This window comes from Stagnimonas aquatica, from assembly GCF_003730135.1.
GTDB classification, from domain to species: domain Bacteria; phylum Pseudomonadota; class Gammaproteobacteria; order Nevskiales; family Nevskiaceae; genus Stagnimonas; species Stagnimonas aquatica.
In genome coordinates, this window is sequence record NZ_RJVO01000001.1 from 217,138 (window position 1) to 231,974 (window position 14,837).

The following is a 14,837-nucleotide window of genomic DNA, read 5'->3' on the forward strand; positions in this document are numbered from 1 at the left end:
GTTCAGCGGCCGGCGGCCGGGTCGGGCTTTTCGACCAGGTCCAGCACGTGGATCGGCCGCTCGGCGTCCATCACCAGGGCGTAGGCGATCTGCGCCGACACCTTGAACACCATCAGCTGGCCGGCCTTCTGCGGCGGCAGCTTGACGGTCTTCTTGGTGTAGGGATCGGTGACCGCCCGGCGCGACTGCAGGATGTTCAGCACATGGCCGGCTTCCAGGCCGGCCTTGGCGCCGCGGTTGAGGGTGACGATCTGGTACTGGCCAATCTGCGAAACCCCGTTGAACACAGCGATGATCTTGCCGCCCACCGCCCGCGTCGGCGCGTGCGGGTAGAAGTTGGCGAGGAAGTTGTCCTTCTCCAGCGGCAGCAGGCGGTCGCCACGCAGCACTTCCTGGAAGGCCTTGGTGATCATGCCCTCGGCGGGGCTGCCGAAATTGCGCAGCTCCACCTCGCCGGTCGGCAGCGCCTCGTAACCGAGAATCTCGCGGCTGTCGGGGTCGCGATAGACCACGCCCTTGCGCACCACCGAGAAGGCGGTGCCAGCGTCCTTGCCGAGCTGCTGGATGAACACGCCCATGTCCGGTCCGCCGATCACGTGCGCGTCGGTGAATTCCAGGATGTAGGGCGCGCGGTTGAGGGTATCGGCGTCCACCACCCGCGGCCCGCGCAGGAAGTTGCGGATGGTGTCGATCGGGATCGCCGGCAGCGCCGCGTCCAGTGGCAGCTCGCGCACCTGCGGGCTCACCCGCTCCAGGCCGGAGCCGCCGCGTGCCAGCACCGGCCGCCCCTTCAGATAGGCCAGTTCCAGCACATCGCCGGGATAGATCAGGTGCGGGTTGGCGATCTTGCCGTTGACGTACCACAGCTCCGGCCACTGCCAGGGGTCGGCGAGGAATTTCTTGGCCACGTCCCAGAGGGTGTCGCCCTTCTTGACCACGTAGCGCAGCGGCGCATCCTCGCGCAGGCCGATCTCGGGAGCGATCTCGCGGGCATTGGCCAAGCTCTCGACCGGCTCCAGGCCTTCGTCAGGCGCTGAGGAGGACAAGGCGGTGGTGCTGATCTCGGAGACTTCGGCGCTGCGCGCCGGCACGGCTAGCGTGTAGACCGGGTCGGCGACTTTCGGCTGCGAAGCACAAGCGGCTAGCGCAAACGCGGTGGCGCTCACGGCAGCGACGCGGGCGTAGGCTTTATACTGCGTCATCTCGGCGGCTCCCTCGGCAGCTGCGGCGATTGTGGCACAAGTCCCTTCGCCGTCAAACGCTTGCGGAGGGAACTGCAAGCCCTTTCGCAAATGCTGTCCGTTTTTTGGGAGGCCACTGTCATGGCCCTGCTGACCATCCTCCACGATCCCGATCCCCGGCTGCGCATCAAGGCCAAGCCGGTCACCGTTTTTGACGCCGCGCTGCAGCGGCTGATCGAGGACATGTTCGAGACCATGTACGACGCCCCCGGCGTCGGCCTGGCCGCGACCCAGGTTGGCATCGCCCAGCGCATCGCGGTGATGGACTGCGCCGACAAGGACCAGCCGCCCGAGAAGCTGGTGATGATCAACCCCGAGTTGAGCGACGCCGAAGACCCGCAGGAGATGGAAGAGGGCTGCCTGTCGATCCCGGAGTACCGCGACAAGGTGCGCCGCTACAACAAGCTGCGGATGCGCGCGCTCGACGCCCAGGGCCAGCCCTACGAGCTGATCGCCGAGGGTCTGCTGGCGCAGGCGATCCAGCACGAGATCGACCACCTCGACGGCAAGCTCTACATCGACCATCTGTCCTCGCTGAAGCGCGAACGCTACAAGAAGAAGCGCGAGAAGCTCGCCAAGCGCGTCGCATGAGCCGGCGCCCTGCCGGAACCCGCGCATGAGGTTGGTGTTCGCGGGCACGCCGGAATTCTCGGTCGCCGCACTCGACGCCCTGGTCGCCGCCGGTCACGAGATCGTCGGCGTCTACACCCAGCCGGACCGGCCGTTCGGACGTGGCCAGAAGCTCACCCCCTCGCCGGTCGCCCAGCGCGCCAGCGCGCTCGGCCTGGCGGTGCACAAACCGGTTTCGCTGCGCAAGGAGCCGGAGGCATTGGCGACCCTGCGCGCTCTGGCCCCGGAGGCGATGGTGGTGGTCGCCTACGGCCAGATCCTGCCGCAGAGCGTGCTCGACATCCCCCGCCTGGGCTGCCTCAACATCCACGCCAGCCTGTTGCCGCGCTGGCGCGGCGCGGCGCCGATCCAGCGCGCCATCCTGGCTGGCGATGCCGAAACCGGCGTCACCATCATGCGCATGGACGCCGGTCTCGACACCGGCCCGATGCTGCTCTGGGAGTCCCTGCCAATCGGCGAGATGACCGCCGGTGAACTGCACGACGCACTGATGCCAATGGGTGCGCGCCTGATCGTCGAGGCCCTGCGTCGCCTGGAAGCCGGCACCTTGCCCGATGTGCCGCAGCCGGCCGAGGGCGTGACGTACGCGACCAAGCTCAGCAAGGACGAGGCACGCATCGACTGGTCGCTGCCGGCGGAGGAAATCGCCCGCCGCATCCGTGGCTACAACCCAGTGCCCGGTGCCTGGAGCCTGCTGGCTGGAGAGCGGATCAAGCTATTGCGCGCGAACGCCCTGCCCGGCACTGAAGCAGCCGTCGCAGGCGCGGTGCTGGCGAATGACAAGGGCGGCTTTCGTGTCGGATGTGGTTCCGATCAGCTATTGGTCACCGAGCACCAACGCCCCGGAGGACGTCCTCAGGGCGGGCCATTGTCCGGGGAAGCGGGGGAAAATAACTTGCGTTTTGAAAGCGCGAGCCAGTAACCCCTACACTGGTCGCACCTCGGCAATTTGGGATTTGCCGAACAGACAAACCGCCTACAAAACTCGGGTCCCCCTCATGTTGATTGACCGTCTGCGGCCGATGGCCGCAAGCCTCGCTCTATCTGTCCTTCTCGCAGCCTGCGGTGGCGGAGGCCCTGGCAGCGACGCTGGCGGTGGGACATCGTCGGGAGCTTCGTCGTCCTCGGGGAGCGGCTCGTCCAGTGGCAGCTCCGGCAGTGGCAGCTCCGGCAGCGGCAGCTCCGGCAGCGGCAGCAGTTCGGGGGGAAGCACGTCCTCCTCGGGAGGCTCCAGCAGTTCCTCAAGTGGTGGCGACACTTCCAGCAGCGGTTCGTCCAGCGGCAGCTCCGGCAGCGGCAGCAGCTCGGGAAGCAGCACATCCTCGTCGGGAAGCTCCAGCAGTTCCTCAAGTGGTGGCGACACTTCCAGCAGTGGTTCATCCAGCGGCAGCTCCGGTAGCGGCAGCAGCTCGGGAAGCAGCACATCCTCGTCGGGAAGCTCCAGCAGTTCCTCAAGTGGTGGCGACACTTCCAGCAGTGGCTCGTCAGGCGGCAGCAGTGGAAGCTCCTCCGGCGGAAGTACCTCAAGCAGCAGTTCGTCCAGCGGAGGCACCTCAAGCTCGTCTAGCGGCAGCTCCTCCTCGGGAGGCAGCACCTCGTCGAGTGGTGGTTCCAGCTCTTCGGGCGGCAGCACATCCAGCAGCGGCGGCTCCGGTTCGGGCGCGACGCTGTCCTACTCCCTGCCCTACCTTGGCTCCGATGGCATACACACGGTCGACGCGCTGGATTTTTCGCGGGACCGACTGAGGACCACCGACCTGCCGACGCTGACCCTCAGCGCCCCACTGCAAAGCGGCGAATGGCGTGACGGCATCGTCGAGCAAATCTACCCCGAGCGCATGATTTACCTGTCAAACCAGAAGTGGCGCAGCCTCTCGCTGCGGTCCAACGAGCTTCCAGCCGACGCCGGGCCTATCGAAACACGTCCAGTCTGCTACGTGCTGGGCGGGTACACCGATTTCGCGCACCCAGGCAACAGCTTGTTCACCTATTTCATTCAGGGACCGGATGAAGACTGCAACTCCAACAAGGTCGGCACCGCCACCTTCCGCCTCGGGTCGCTAGATACACCGGTTGATCGTGAGCTGTACTCCCGAACCGGCGGTGCTTTCCTGTTCCGGAACACGGCCGATGGCTCGATCAGATCAGCAATACTGGCCTACGAGAATGGCGACCTGCGCCTCTACTCGCCCAACCTGGACTCCTATTCGCTGCTGAGCGTCTCGGCAGAAAAACGACCGGTGACAGTCGGGTCGGACAACGATACCCGCTGGCTGACTTGGACCAGTGCGGCGGGCTCCCCCTCGGTCTACCGCATCGAAGCGGACGGCAGCGTTAGTAAGGTCTACACAGCACCAGAGGCTGGGCGGCTAGGAGTAGCCTTCTGGTCCGCGACGACGACCTACCTGCTTTTCACGCCGGCCTCCGATTCCCTAAAGACTCAGCTGCTCGCGCTTGATTTTTCAGACAACGCCATTCGGACGATCTACACCACCGACCAAGGTTTGTCCCCAATCGCACTGAATCGTGACTCGATGATCTTTGACTCCACCAAGATTGACGGCGAGCCGATGCGGCGCTACCTGCTGCCTCTTACGGGCGGCGAACCAGTCGCCATCGACGGAGGCGATGCCAACAACCCGCAGGAAATCGTCGCCACCCGTGATGGCGGCTTCATCTACAACGTAGTGCAGGTCACAAAAACCGGAGGGCGGCTTGTGCACCAGGCTCTGCGCATTGATGCCGCTGGCAAGCTACTTGAGAGCCATGACCAATCGGAATGGATCATCGCGAAGATTGGCTACGGGACCGACCAGCGCCGACCGGCCGCAGGTGATGTGAATGTCAACGGTGTCGCGGAGTCGGCAATCCGCGTCCAGGGCTTCCTGGGCAGCCGCGAGGTCAACGGCCATCAGGGGGGAAAGCTGATCCTCCAGAACTTCCTCGCTGAGACTCAGACTGAACTGACGCGGATCGAAGAGCCGGTCGTCATCGGCTCCACCTACGAATCGCACGGCGCACCGCTCAGCCGAATCGCAACCTACAGCTCTCCGCAAGTGCTGGTCCCGCTGACTCGCCTGAGCACAAGCACCACCGATATCTCCGGCGCGGCGGCTATCGAGGACCTTGACGTCGTCGCAATCGACTGGGTGCAAGGCAGCTACCGGCGCATCACCGACACGCCAGACTTTTCCGAGCGGACATACTAAATAGCAGCACATGAACGTCCGAGCCGAAGCGAGCCGCGCCATCCTCAAGGTGATGGGCGGCCAAAGTCTGGACGAAGCCCTGCTGGCCCTGCCCAAAGCGCTACCCCCTCGCGACGCTGCCTTCGCAAAAACCCTCGCCTACGGCGTGCTGCGCGAGCACCGTCTGCTGTCCTGGCTGATCGCACAACTGCTCGACAAGCCGCTGCCGGCCACCAGCGCTGCGCACGCCCTGCTCGCGGTCGGACTGCACCAGTTGCGCACGCTGGGCACGCCGCCGCACGCGGCGGTGGGCGAGACCGTCAACGCCACCGATGCGCTCGGCATCGCCAAGGCGCGCGGACTCATCAACGCCATCCTGCGCCGCTACCAGCGCGAGTCGGCGGCGCTGGAAGAGCGGCTGCCGGCCGACCCGGCGATCCGCCATTCCTATCCGGACTGGTTGTCGCAGGCGGTCTGGCGCGACTGGGGCGAGCAGCACGCGGCGGTGCTGGAGGCCGGCAACGAGCCGGCGCCGCTCACCCTGCGCGTCAACCGCCGGCGCGGCAGCCGCGAGGACTATCTGCGCCGCCTGGCCGAGGTCGGCATGCAGGCCGAGCCGCTGCCCGGCCTGCGCGATGCCCTGCGCCTGGCCGAGCCCTGCCCGGTCGAGCAACTGCCCGGCTTCGCCGATGGCCTGGTGTCGGTGCAGGACGCTTCGGCCCAGATCGCCGTGGACCTGCTGGAACTGCGCCCGCGCCCGCGCCAGCGCCTGCTCGACGCCTGCGCGGCGCCGGGCGGCAAGACCGCGCAGGCGCTGGAACGCCAGGAAGAACTGTTTCTCACCGCGCTCGACAAGGACGCCAAGCGGCTCGCCCGCGTGCGCCAGAACCTCGACCGTCTGGGCCTGTCCTGCGTCGGCTTTGCTGCCGATGCCGCCGACACCCGTGGCTGGTGGAACGGCGAGATGTTCGACCGCATCCTGCTCGACGCGCCTTGCAGCGGCAGCGGCGTGATCCGCCGTCACCCGGACATCAAGTGGCTGCGCCGCGCCGACGACATTCCCAAGCTGGCCGCGCAGCAGACGCGCCTGCTGGAGGCGCTGTGGCCGACACTGGCGCCCGGCGGCGTGCTGGTCTACGCCACCTGCTCGATCCTGCGCGCCGAGGGCGAGGAAGTAGTGCGCAGCTTTCTGGTGAAGACGCCGGATGCGCAGGAGAAGAAGATCGACGCCCGCTGGGGCGAGCCACGCAGCGTCGGCCGCCGCATCGCGCCGGGCGCGCTCAACGACTTCGACGGCGACGGCTTCTACTACGCGCGGCTGGTCAAGCGCAGCCCGGGCGCTTCGCCCGAAGAGTCCGCACCGAGCTAGAAGTAACCGCGCCGCTTGAACCAGAGCATCAGGCCGCCACCGACCAGCACCAGCACCGCCAGCACCGCGTAGTAGCCGTAGTGCCAGTGCAGCTCCGGCATGTGCTCGAAGTTCATGCCGTAGATGCCGGTGACCAGGGTGAGCGGAAAGAAGATCGCCGACAGCACCGTCAGCGTCTGCACAATCTTGTTGGTGCGGTGGGCAACGCTGGAGAAGTGAAGCTGCATGGTCACTTCAATGTCCTTCTGGATTGAGTCGGCGTGGCGTTGCAGACGTTGCAGATGCTCGCGCAGGTCGTTGAGGCGCACCCGCTGGGCGTCGGTCAGCTCCACCCGCATTTCCCGCGCCCAGGTATCGAGGGAAATGCGGTTCTGTTCGCAGAGCAGTTCCAGGGCATGCGCCTGCTTGCGCTGCGAGAGCAGCTCGTGCCAGTCCTCGAAGGGGTTCTTCGGGTCCAGCAGCATGTCCTGCAAGTGTTCCAGGCGCGCTTCCAGCTCGTTCACCACCGGTAGCGAACGGTCCACCATGGTGTCGAGCAGCACATGCACCAGGCCGAACGGCGTCGACGGGAAGCGCAGCTTGGTCTCGCAGAACTTGCGCTTGACCAGGCTGAAGGAAGCACTGTCTTCCGCATGCACGCTGACCAGCAGGCGGTCGAACAGGAAGAAGGCGGCGGACTTGGTGACGATCAGGTCCTTGTGGCTCTCGCAGTCTTCCGGCACCAGGCCCTGGAAGATCAGCATGTCGTAGTCCTCGGTGCCCTCGAACACCGAGGGATGGTCGCCGTTGTAGCTGTCGGCGACGTGATCCTCGTGCACCTTGAAACCGGCCAGTTGCTCGACCCGCTTCGGCCAGCTCTGCGCTTCGTGGCGGGTGAAGTCCAGCCAGACGAAGCCCTCCTCGGGAAGCGCTTCGACGCTGTCGAGGCGCTGGGGCACCTCACCTTGGCGGGAGAAGAGATAGATCTGCATTCCGCATTCTGCAACGAAAAAAGGCGCGGCTGGAGGGCCGCGCCTTTGAAAGATCACGCCGGAGCGGATCAGGCCTTGAGCAGCTCCTCGATGGCGGCGCGCTCTTCGCGCAGCTCGGTCTCGGTGGCCAGCATCTTGGCGCGGCTGAACTCGTTCACGTCCAGGCCCTGGACGATCTCGTACTGGCCGTTCTTGCAGATGCAGGGGTAGCCGTAGACCACGCCCGGGGCGATGCCGTAGCTGCCGTCGGAGGGCACACCCATCGACACCCACTTGCCGTTGGAGCCCAGCGCCCAGTCGCGCATGTGGTCAACGGCGGCGGAGGCAGCGGAGGCAGCGGAGGACAGGCCGCGCGCCTTGATGATGGCGGCGCCGCGCTGCTGCACGGTGGGGATGAACTCGTTGGCGTACCAGGCCTGGTCGATCAGCGACAGCGCCGGCTTGCCGCCGACGCTGGTGTTGTGCAGGTCGGGGTACTGGGTGGAGCTGTGGTTGCCCCAGATGATGACCTTCTCGATGTCGTTGCCGTGCACGCCGGTCTTGCCGGAGAGCAGGCTGACCGCGCGGTTGTGGTCGAGGCGGACCATGGCGTGGAACTGCTTGGGGTCCAGACCCTTGGCGGCGGTGGCGGCGATCAGGGCGTTGGTGTTGGCCGGGTTGCCGACCACCAGCACGCGCACGTCCTTGCTGGCGTTGGCGGCGATGGCCTTGCCCTGCGGGCCAAAGATGCCGCCGTTGGCGGTGAGCAGATCCTTGCGCTCCATGCCGGGACCGCGCGGGCGGGCGCCGACCAGGAAGGCGTAGTCGGTGCCGCTGAAGGCCTCGTTCATGTCACCGGTGGCGGTGATGCCGCTGACCAGCGGGAAGGCGCAGTCCTCGACTTCCATCACCGTGCCCTTGAGCTTCTCCAGCACCTCCGGCACCGGCACTTCCAGCAACTGCAGATGCACCGGCTGATCGGGGCCGAACAGCGAGCCGGAGGCGATGCGGAAGATGAGCGAGTAGGCAATCTGGCCGGCGGCGCCGGTGACGGCGACCTTGACGGGCTTTTTCATGAAAGCTCCCATGGGGGTTGGACGAGTGCTGCGCGAAAGGGCGCACATTTTAGCCAGATCGGCGCGGCGCGGCCGGGCCGCCGCTACGACCTTGGAATGAGCCCCTCAACCCAGCACTGCGCGCGGCGGGGTGTTCAGCACCCGCCGCATCGACAGCCAGCCCAGCCCCGTCACCAGCGCGGTGCCGGCCAAGGCCCCCAGCAGCCAGAGCAGGGGCCGGGGTCCGTAGGGGATGTCGAACACCCCGGCGGCGAGTCCCCAAGCCACACCCTGTGCGGCGGCGGCGGCGACCAGGCCGGCCAGCAGACCCAGCAGCGCGTACTCGGCGAGCAGCCCCGCGAGCAGCGTCGAGGACCGCGCGCCCAGCGTCCGCAGCAGTGCGGTCTCGCGCATGCGCTCGCCACGGGTGCCGTCGATCGCCGCCAGCAGCACCAGCAGGCCGGCCAGGAGCGCGAACAGGAAGACGAACTCCACCGCCCGCACCACCCGGTCGACGATGCCGCGCACCTGCTGGATCGCCGCCTCCAGATCCAGCGCGGTGACATTCGGGAAGGCCTGCACCAGCTCCGACAGCAGGCCGCGCTGCGCCGGCTCCAGACGGAAGCTGGTCAGCCACTGGCGCGGCGCGGCATCCAGCGTGCCGGGCGGAGTGACCAGGAAAAAGTTGGGTTTAAAGCTGTCCCAACTGACCTTGCGGGTGTTCTTCACGGTCAGCGTGTAGGTCTGGCCGGCGATGTCGAGACCCAGGGTATCGCCCAGCTTGAGCTTGAGCCGCTTCACCGCGTAGTCGTCGGCCGACAGCCAGGGCTGGCCCCGCGCGGAGGCATCCCACCAGTCGCCGCTGAGCAATTCGTTGTCGCCGCCGAAGTGGTCGGTCCAGCTCAGATTGAACTCGCGATTGATCCAGCGCCGCGTCTCGGGATCGTCGAAGGATTCCTCGCTGACCGGCTGGCCGTTGAGCGCCACCAGCCGGCCACGCGCCATCGGCCACAGCAGCAGCTCGCCGTAGCCGCGTTCGCGGAAGAAGGTCTTGAGCGGCTCCACCTGCTCGCTCTGGATGTTGATCAGGAACTGATTGGGGATGTCCGCCGGCAGCTTGTCGCGCCAGCTTTCCAGCAGGTCCTGGCGCACCACCGAGATCAGCAGCAGGGCCAGCAGCGCCAGGCCCAGAGCCACCACCTGCCCCACCGTCGCCGCCTGCCGGCGCGCGACATTGGCGAGGCCAAAGCGCCAGGCCGAGCCGCCGCGCTGGCGCAGCGGTGCCAGCGCCCGCACCAGCAGCCAGGCCAGCAGCGCCAAGGCGCCGCAGGCCAGCGCGGCGCCGACCAGGACGATGCCGGCCAGATCCGGCGCGCCGGTCTGCCAGAGCAGCAGGCCGATCACCGCCAGCAAAGCCAAGCCCGGCACCCAGCGACTGGGGCCGGCGCTCAGCTCGCGCGCCAGCACCCGCAAGGGCGGCGTGCGCACTGCTGCCAGCACCGGCGGCAGCGCGAAGCCGAGCAGCATCACCAGGCCCAGCGCATAGGCGGAGAACAACGGCGCCAGCGGCGGCGCCGGGAGCTCCACTTTCATCGCCTCGCTGAGCAGGGCGCCGATCACCGCCTGCCCCAGCAGCGCCACCAGCGCACCCGCCAGTCCGGCGATCAGGCCCAGCAGCAGTAGTTGCAGACTCAAGCTCTGCAACAGGAAGCGCCGGCGCGCGCCCAGGGTCTTGAGCAGCGCCACCTCGTCGCGCAGCGCGGCACCGTGGCCGCGCGCGGTGAGCGCCACCGCCGCCGCCGCCAGCAGCGCGGCGGCGAGGCCGGCGATGTCGAGGAACCGGCCGGCGCGATCCAGCGCCGAGCTGAGTTCGCGACGGGCGTCGCGCGGCGTCTCGAACTTCTGCGCCGGCGCCAGCTTGAGCTGCTGCGCGGCTGCGATCTGCCCGGCGCTGCCGGCCAGCAGCAGGTTGTAGCTGGCGCGGCTGCCGAGGGTCAGCAGGCCGGACTCCGGCAGGTCGTCGGCATTGATCATCAGCCGTGGCGCGAGATCGGAAAAGCCGCCGCCGCGATCCGGCTCGAAGGCAATCAGCGCGCTGGCCTTGAGCTGCAGGCGCCCCAGTTGCAACGGGGCGCCGACGGCGATGCCCAGCTCCTGCAGCACCCGCGCATCCACCCAGGCCTCGCCGCGCGGCGGCACGCCGGGCGCCGGCTGCGGCGCGCCGAAGGCCTCACGGGCGATGCGCAACTCGCCGCGCAGCGGGTAGCCGGCCTCGACCGCCTTCACCGACACCAGGCTGGTGTTGTCGCCGACCACCGCGACGCTGGGGAAGACGGTGACCGCCGCCGCGCGCAGGCCCAGAGCCTCGACCTGCGCACGCAGGGCCGCCGGCAACGGATCGCGGCTGCCGAGCAGGGCGTCGGCGCCCAGGGCCTCGCCGCTCTGCCGCTCCAGCGCCAGCCGCACCCGCTCGGTAAACAGGCCGACGCTGCCGACCGAGGCCACTGCCAGGGCGATGGCGAAGCCGAGAATCAGCAGCCGCCCGGAGCGCCAGCCGCGCAGCAGGCTGCGCAGGGCGTGAGAAAAGGCATTGTTCATGCAAGCTCTTGGGCCGAACGGCCGCAGTTCCTAGAATTCACGGCCAGCCCCAGCCCCGCCGCACCCACATCTCGATGACCCGCCACGCCGAACTCGATGCCCTGCGCGGACTGCTGCTGGTGCTGATGACGCTGACCCATCTGCCGACCCGCTACTCGGCCTACAGCAGCCAACTGTTCGGCTTCGTGTCGGCGGCGGAGGGTTTTGTCTTCCTCTCCGGCCTGGTGGCGGGACTGGTGTATTGGCGCATCCGCCAGAGCCAGGGCGAGGCGGCCTTGCGCCAACGCCTGCGCCGGCGCGCCTGGCAGCTCTACGGCGTGCATCTGGCCCTGCTGCTGTTCCTGTTCACGGTCGGCGCGGCGCTGGGCCATTTCGGCGAACGGCCGATGCTGCGCAATCTGCTCAGCTTCTATTTCGAGCAGCCGCTGGTGGCGCTCTGGGCCGGGCCGCTGCTGCTCTACCAGCCGCCGCTGCTCGACATCCTGCCCACCTACATCGTGCTGCTGCTGGCCACCGGCTTCTGGATGCGCCTGGCCGCCCGTCGCGGCTGGGCCACGGCACTGGGTCTGAGCCTGTTGCTCTGGGCCTTCGCGCAACTGCACGGCCGCGCCTGGCTGCTGGCGCTGTTCAACCGCGCCACCGGCGACACCGTGCCCAATCTGCCCCTGCCGGTGCTCGGCTACTTCGACGACTTCGCCTGGCAACTGCTCTGGGTGTCCGGACTCTGGGTCGGCCACTTGCTGGCGGAAGGTCGCGGACAGGAACTGCGGCCCCGCCCGGCGCTGGCCTGGGCGGCAATCGGCGCCACGGCGTTCGCGCTGGCCTGGTTCCACCGCTGGCTGCCGCCCAGCCTGGGGCTGCCCGTGGTGGATGCGGAGTTCTGGCTGCAATGGGTCGACAAGGTGCTGCTGCGTCCCTTGCGGCTCAGCCAGTTCCTGCTGCTGGCGGTGAGTCTGGCCTGTCTGAGCCACTGGCTGCGGCCGGTGGCGCTGGCGGCGCCCGGCCGGATGCTGGCCGGACTCGGCCGCGCCTCGCTGCCGGTGTTCAGCGTGCACCTGCTGCTGGTGCTGCTGAGCCTGGGCCTGATCCAGCAGGAGGAAGTGCCGCTGTCGGCGCCGGCCGAACTGGCCCTGGTGATCGGCACCTTGGCGGCAATGGCGGCCAGCGCCTGGCGGCACGGCCGGCGCGGCACGCTCAGCCATCCAGGCGCCCTTCGCGCAGCCTGAGGGTGCGTCCGCAGCGCGCCGCCAGTTGCGCGTCGTGGGTCACCAGCACCAGGGTCGCGCCGCGTTCGCGGTTGAGCGCGAACAGCAGGTCGATGATGCGCGCGCCGGTGGCGGTGTCGAGGTTGCCGGTGGGCTCGTCGGCGAACAGGATCTTCGGCTCGGCGGCGAAGGCGCGCGCCAGCGCCACGCGCTGCTGCTCGCCGCCGGAAAGCTGCTGCGGATAGTGACTGAGCCGTGCGCCCAGCCCGACCGACTCCAGCGCGGCGACGGCGCGCTCGCGGGCGTCGCGACGGCCGGCCAGCTCGGCGGGCAGCATCACGTTCTCCAGCGCGGTGAAGCCGGCCAGCAGCTGGAACGACTGGAACACGAAGCCGACCCTGCCGGCGCGCAAGGCAGCGCGGGCATCCTCGCTCTTGTCCTCCAGGGTCTCGCCGTCGAGGCGGATGGAACCGGCACTGGGAGTGTCCAGCCCGGCCAGCAGCGACAGCAGGGTGGTCTTGCCGGAGCCGCTGCTGCCGACGATGGCAACGCTCTCGCCGGCTTGAATCTGCAACTCCAGCCCCGACAGGATGGTCAGTGGTTCCGCTCCCTCGCCGCTGGTCACCCGCTTGACCAGCCCCTTCGCCTCGATGGCCGATGTCATGACTCGTTTCTTCTCGGTAGTGCTGCTGTGTCTGTACTCGGCCCTGGCCGCCGCCGCGCCGGCGACGCCGCCGGTGATCCTGGTGCTGGGCGACTCGCTGTCGGCCGGCTACGGCCTGCCGCGCGAATCCGGCTGGGTATCTCTATTGGAGCAGCGGCTGAAGACTCAAGGCTATCCGCACCGGGTGGTGAACGCCTCGATCTCCGGCGACACCAGCGCCGGCGGCCTGAGCCGCCTGCCCGCCGCCTTGGAGGCGCAGCGGCCGAAAATAGTTCTGATCGAACTCGGCGCCAACGACGGTCTGCGCGCGCAACCGGTGAAGGCCCTGCGCGGCAATCTCGAAAAGCTGGTGGGCCTGAGCCGCGCCGCTGGCGCCACGCCGGTACTGTTCGAGATGCGCATCCCGTCCAACTACGGCCCCGCCTACACCGAGAGTTTCGCCGGCGTGTTCGCTGATACCGCGCGGGCGCTGAAGACGCCGCTGGTGCCGTTCTTCCTCGCGGCCATCGCCGCTGACCCCCAGCAGTTCCAGGACGACGGCATCCATCCCAACCTCGCGGCGCAGCCCAAGCTGCTCGACGCGGTCTGGCCGACGCTGAAGCCGCTACTGGCGCGCTAAGGATTCCAGCGAGCCGCGCTGGTCGCGCTGGTACTGGGCGAGGGCGCGCTGGGTGCGGACGCCGAGCAGGCCATCGACCGGACCAGGGTCGTAGCCTTCCGCGCGCAGCGACTGCTGCACCCGAGCGATCACTTCCGGGGTCATGTTGGTCGGGCACAGCACCGAGCGCCATTCGTAGCGCTCGGGCGTCAGCAGCTCGCGTTCCCAGCGGGTCTCCAACTGCGCCGGCACCTGCACGCGCTCGACGCTGCCCGGGTCGATCAGGCGCGCCGCCGGGCGGCTGGCCATCTGCTCCGGCACCACCACCCGGCGCAGGCCGGAGGGCGCTTTCTGCACCGGGCGGCTCACCGTGCGGTAGACCGCCGGTTCCTCGACCAGGCAGTAGATGTCGCCAGTGGCCTGGTCGATGCGCTGCACCGGTCCGCTGCCGCGCTTCCAGACCAGCCGCGCCGGCTGCTCCAGCACCTGTTCGCTGAGCAGCTCATAGCCGCCACGGCTGCCGGCCGGTTCCAGCTCGGTCTGCTCGTAGGCCTCGCGCTGCACGTAGCGCTCGCTACTCAGCGCGTAGCGGCGCGGGCGGACCTCCAGCGACTCGCTGGCCGGGCTCTGCTGCACGACCTGCAAGCGGTCCCGGTACTGCGCCGGCACCCGCACCAGGGCGAAACATTCGCCCGGGCGGGCGGGCGGCAGCATCGGCAGCTCGGCCTCGGCGGCCCCAGCGGCCTCGGGGCTGCCGACCCCGGTCAGGGTCGCTCCCGCCGTCGCGGGCGGCGGCACCGGCGGCAGGCGGGCGGAATCCAGTCTGTTCACCGGCGCTGGCGCCGGGCGGGCGAGCAGCGCCTTCTGCTGCTCGATCAGCAGATCGGCGGTGCGCTGCTGCTCGATCTGTCCCTGCGAGCGCGGCAGGAAGGCCGGCGAGCCGCTGTCCGCGCGGGCAGGCGCTTGCGCGTGGAGCGGCGCGGACAGACCGGCGACCAGCAGGACCGACAGCAGGCGCTGAAGCAGAACCATGGAGGTCTCCGGAAAGACGGGCGAGTGCAGGGCCGAGTTTAGCGGCAGGCGGACCATCACCACGCGAGAACGCCGACGCGGAGGGCGGGAGACAACAGAGATTGCCGACCCGGACTAGGGCCTGTCACCCATTAGAACGCCGCTGCGGCGGAAGGCGGTTTTGGGGCAGTGCAAGGAAGCAAGAGTGCGCAATAGCGGGTCTATTGAAACTCTTGCTGACGTAGCAATGCCCCAAAACCGTCCCGCCCCGAAGGGTTGCTGGCCGAAAGCGCGTCATGCGGCGTTGCCCGCCTAGCGAAGGCAACCA

13 protein-coding genes are annotated in these 14,837 nt (G+C 68.4%); 6 read left to right on the forward strand and 7 right to left on the reverse strand.

The features are described from left to right. Positions 1–2: 2 nt before the first annotated feature. Entirely contained in the window at positions 3–1,202 is a 1,200-nt protein-coding gene (locus ED208_RS00975; protein ID WP_123209988.1) for a LysM peptidoglycan-binding domain-containing protein, read from the reverse strand. A gap of 120 nt (positions 1,203–1,322) precedes the next feature. Here ED208_RS00975 and def point away from each other — a divergent pair, with 120 nt between their 5' ends. Together def and fmt are read left to right on the forward strand one after the other, a co-directional pair. Beyond that, positions 1,323–1,832 carry a peptide deformylase gene (def, locus tag ED208_RS00980; RefSeq protein ID WP_123209989.1) on the forward strand — a complete coding sequence of 170 codons (510 nt, stop codon included), beginning with the start codon at positions 1,323–1,325 and terminating at the stop codon, positions 1,830–1,832. Between the two features lie 25 nt (positions 1,833–1,857). Beyond that, entirely contained in the window at positions 1,858–2,793 is a 936-nt protein-coding gene (gene fmt / locus ED208_RS00985) for a methionyl-tRNA formyltransferase (RefSeq protein WP_123209990.1), read from the forward strand. A 54-nt stretch (positions 2,794–2,847) separates the two neighbouring features. Here the strand turns inward: fmt and ED208_RS00990 are convergent, their stop codons facing one another. Then, positions 2,848–3,504, reverse strand: coding sequence for a hypothetical protein (locus tag ED208_RS00990; protein WP_123209991.1), 657 nt, complete (start codon positions 3,502–3,504; stop codon positions 2,848–2,850). 205 nt (positions 3,505–3,709) lie between these two features. Between ED208_RS00990 and ED208_RS00995 the strand changes: the two genes are divergently transcribed. Further along, the gene (locus ED208_RS00995) at positions 3,710–5,080 is read left to right on the forward strand and encodes a hypothetical protein (RefSeq protein WP_123209992.1); all 1,371 of its coding nucleotides are present in this window, start codon (positions 3,710–3,712) and stop codon (positions 5,078–5,080) included. Positions 5,081–5,090: 10 nt separating this feature from the next. Further along, positions 5,091–6,428, forward strand: coding sequence for a 16S rRNA (cytosine(967)-C(5))-methyltransferase RsmB (gene rsmB / locus ED208_RS01000; RefSeq protein ID WP_123209993.1), 1,338 nt, complete (start codon positions 5,091–5,093; stop codon positions 6,426–6,428). Here rsmB and ED208_RS01005 read toward each other — a convergent pair. The 3 genes from ED208_RS01005 to ED208_RS01015 all read right to left on the reverse strand — a co-directional run bounded on the left by ED208_RS01005 (position 6,425) and on the right by ED208_RS01015 (position 11,031). Then, positions 6,425–7,399, reverse strand: a complete 975-nt coding sequence (locus ED208_RS01005) for a magnesium transporter CorA family protein (protein WP_123209994.1) — start codon at positions 7,397–7,399, stop codon at positions 6,425–6,427. The two genes, rsmB and ED208_RS01005, sit on opposite strands and share 4 nt — an antisense overlap. 68 nt (positions 7,400–7,467) lie before the next feature. After that, on the reverse strand, positions 7,468–8,454 hold the full coding sequence (locus ED208_RS01010; protein WP_123209995.1) for a malate dehydrogenase: 987 nt from the start codon (positions 8,452–8,454) through the stop codon (positions 7,468–7,470). A gap of 105 nt (positions 8,455–8,559) precedes the next feature. Next, positions 8,560–11,031, reverse strand: coding sequence for an ABC transporter permease (locus ED208_RS01015; RefSeq protein ID WP_123209996.1), 2,472 nt, complete (start codon positions 11,029–11,031; stop codon positions 8,560–8,562). 74 nt (positions 11,032–11,105) lie between these two features. Between ED208_RS01015 and opgC the strand changes: the two genes are divergently transcribed. Beyond that, the gene (gene opgC, locus ED208_RS01020) at positions 11,106–12,257 is read left to right on the forward strand and encodes an OpgC domain-containing protein (protein ID WP_123209997.1); all 1,152 of its coding nucleotides are present in this window, start codon (positions 11,106–11,108) and stop codon (positions 12,255–12,257) included. Here the strand turns inward: opgC and ED208_RS01025 are convergent. Further along, the gene (locus tag ED208_RS01025) at positions 12,226–12,900 is read right to left on the reverse strand and encodes an ABC transporter ATP-binding protein (RefSeq protein WP_123209998.1); all 675 of its coding nucleotides are present in this window, start codon (positions 12,898–12,900) and stop codon (positions 12,226–12,228) included. The genes opgC and ED208_RS01025 overlap by 32 nt on opposite strands. Between ED208_RS01025 and ED208_RS01030 the strand changes: the two genes are divergently transcribed. Then, the gene (locus tag ED208_RS01030) at positions 12,899–13,519 is read left to right on the forward strand and encodes an arylesterase (RefSeq protein WP_123209999.1); all 621 of its coding nucleotides are present in this window, start codon (positions 12,899–12,901) and stop codon (positions 13,517–13,519) included. The genes ED208_RS01025 and ED208_RS01030 overlap by 2 nt on opposite strands. Here ED208_RS01030 and ED208_RS01035 read toward each other — a convergent pair. Then, complete coding sequence (locus tag ED208_RS01035; protein ID WP_158608383.1) at positions 13,505–14,530, reverse strand: peptidoglycan-binding domain-containing protein; 1,026 nt, start codon at positions 14,528–14,530, stop codon at positions 13,505–13,507. The two genes, ED208_RS01030 and ED208_RS01035, sit on opposite strands and share 15 nt — an antisense overlap. Positions 14,531–14,837 lie beyond the last annotated feature (307 nt).

Bases quoted from the DNA above. Each gene is read 5' to 3' on its own strand.
- opgC (WP_123209997.1), top strand. From the start codon at position 11,106: ATGACCCGCCACGCCGAACTCGATGCCCTGCGCGGACTGCTGCTGGTG.
- rsmB (WP_123209993.1), top strand. From the start codon at position 5,091: ATGAACGTCCGAGCCGAAGCGAGCCGCGCCATCCTCAAGGTGATGGGC.
- ED208_RS01005 (WP_123209994.1), bottom strand. From the start codon at position 7,399: ATGCAGATCTATCTCTTCTCCCGCCAAGGTGAGGTGCCCCAGCGCCTC.
- fmt (WP_123209990.1), top strand. From the start codon at position 1,858: ATGAGGTTGGTGTTCGCGGGCACGCCGGAATTCTCGGTCGCCGCACTC.
- ED208_RS01015 (WP_123209996.1), bottom strand. From the start codon at position 11,031: ATGAACAATGCCTTTTCTCACGCCCTGCGCAGCCTGCTGCGCGGCTGG.
- ED208_RS01030 (WP_123209999.1), top strand. From the start codon at position 12,899: ATGACTCGTTTCTTCTCGGTAGTGCTGCTGTGTCTGTACTCGGCCCTG.
- ED208_RS01035 (WP_158608383.1), bottom strand. From the start codon at position 14,530: ATGGTTCTGCTTCAGCGCCTGCTGTCGGTCCTGCTGGTCGCCGGTCTG.
- def (WP_123209989.1), top strand. From the start codon at position 1,323: ATGGCCCTGCTGACCATCCTCCACGATCCCGATCCCCGGCTGCGCATC.
- ED208_RS01025 (WP_123209998.1), bottom strand. From the start codon at position 12,900: ATGACATCGGCCATCGAGGCGAAGGGGCTGGTCAAGCGGGTGACCAGC.
- ED208_RS00995 (WP_123209992.1), top strand. From the start codon at position 3,710: ATGATTTACCTGTCAAACCAGAAGTGGCGCAGCCTCTCGCTGCGGTCC.
- ED208_RS01010 (WP_123209995.1), bottom strand. From the start codon at position 8,454: ATGAAAAAGCCCGTCAAGGTCGCCGTCACCGGCGCCGCCGGCCAGATT.
- ED208_RS00975 (WP_123209988.1), bottom strand. From the start codon at position 1,202: ATGACGCAGTATAAAGCCTACGCCCGCGTCGCTGCCGTGAGCGCCACC.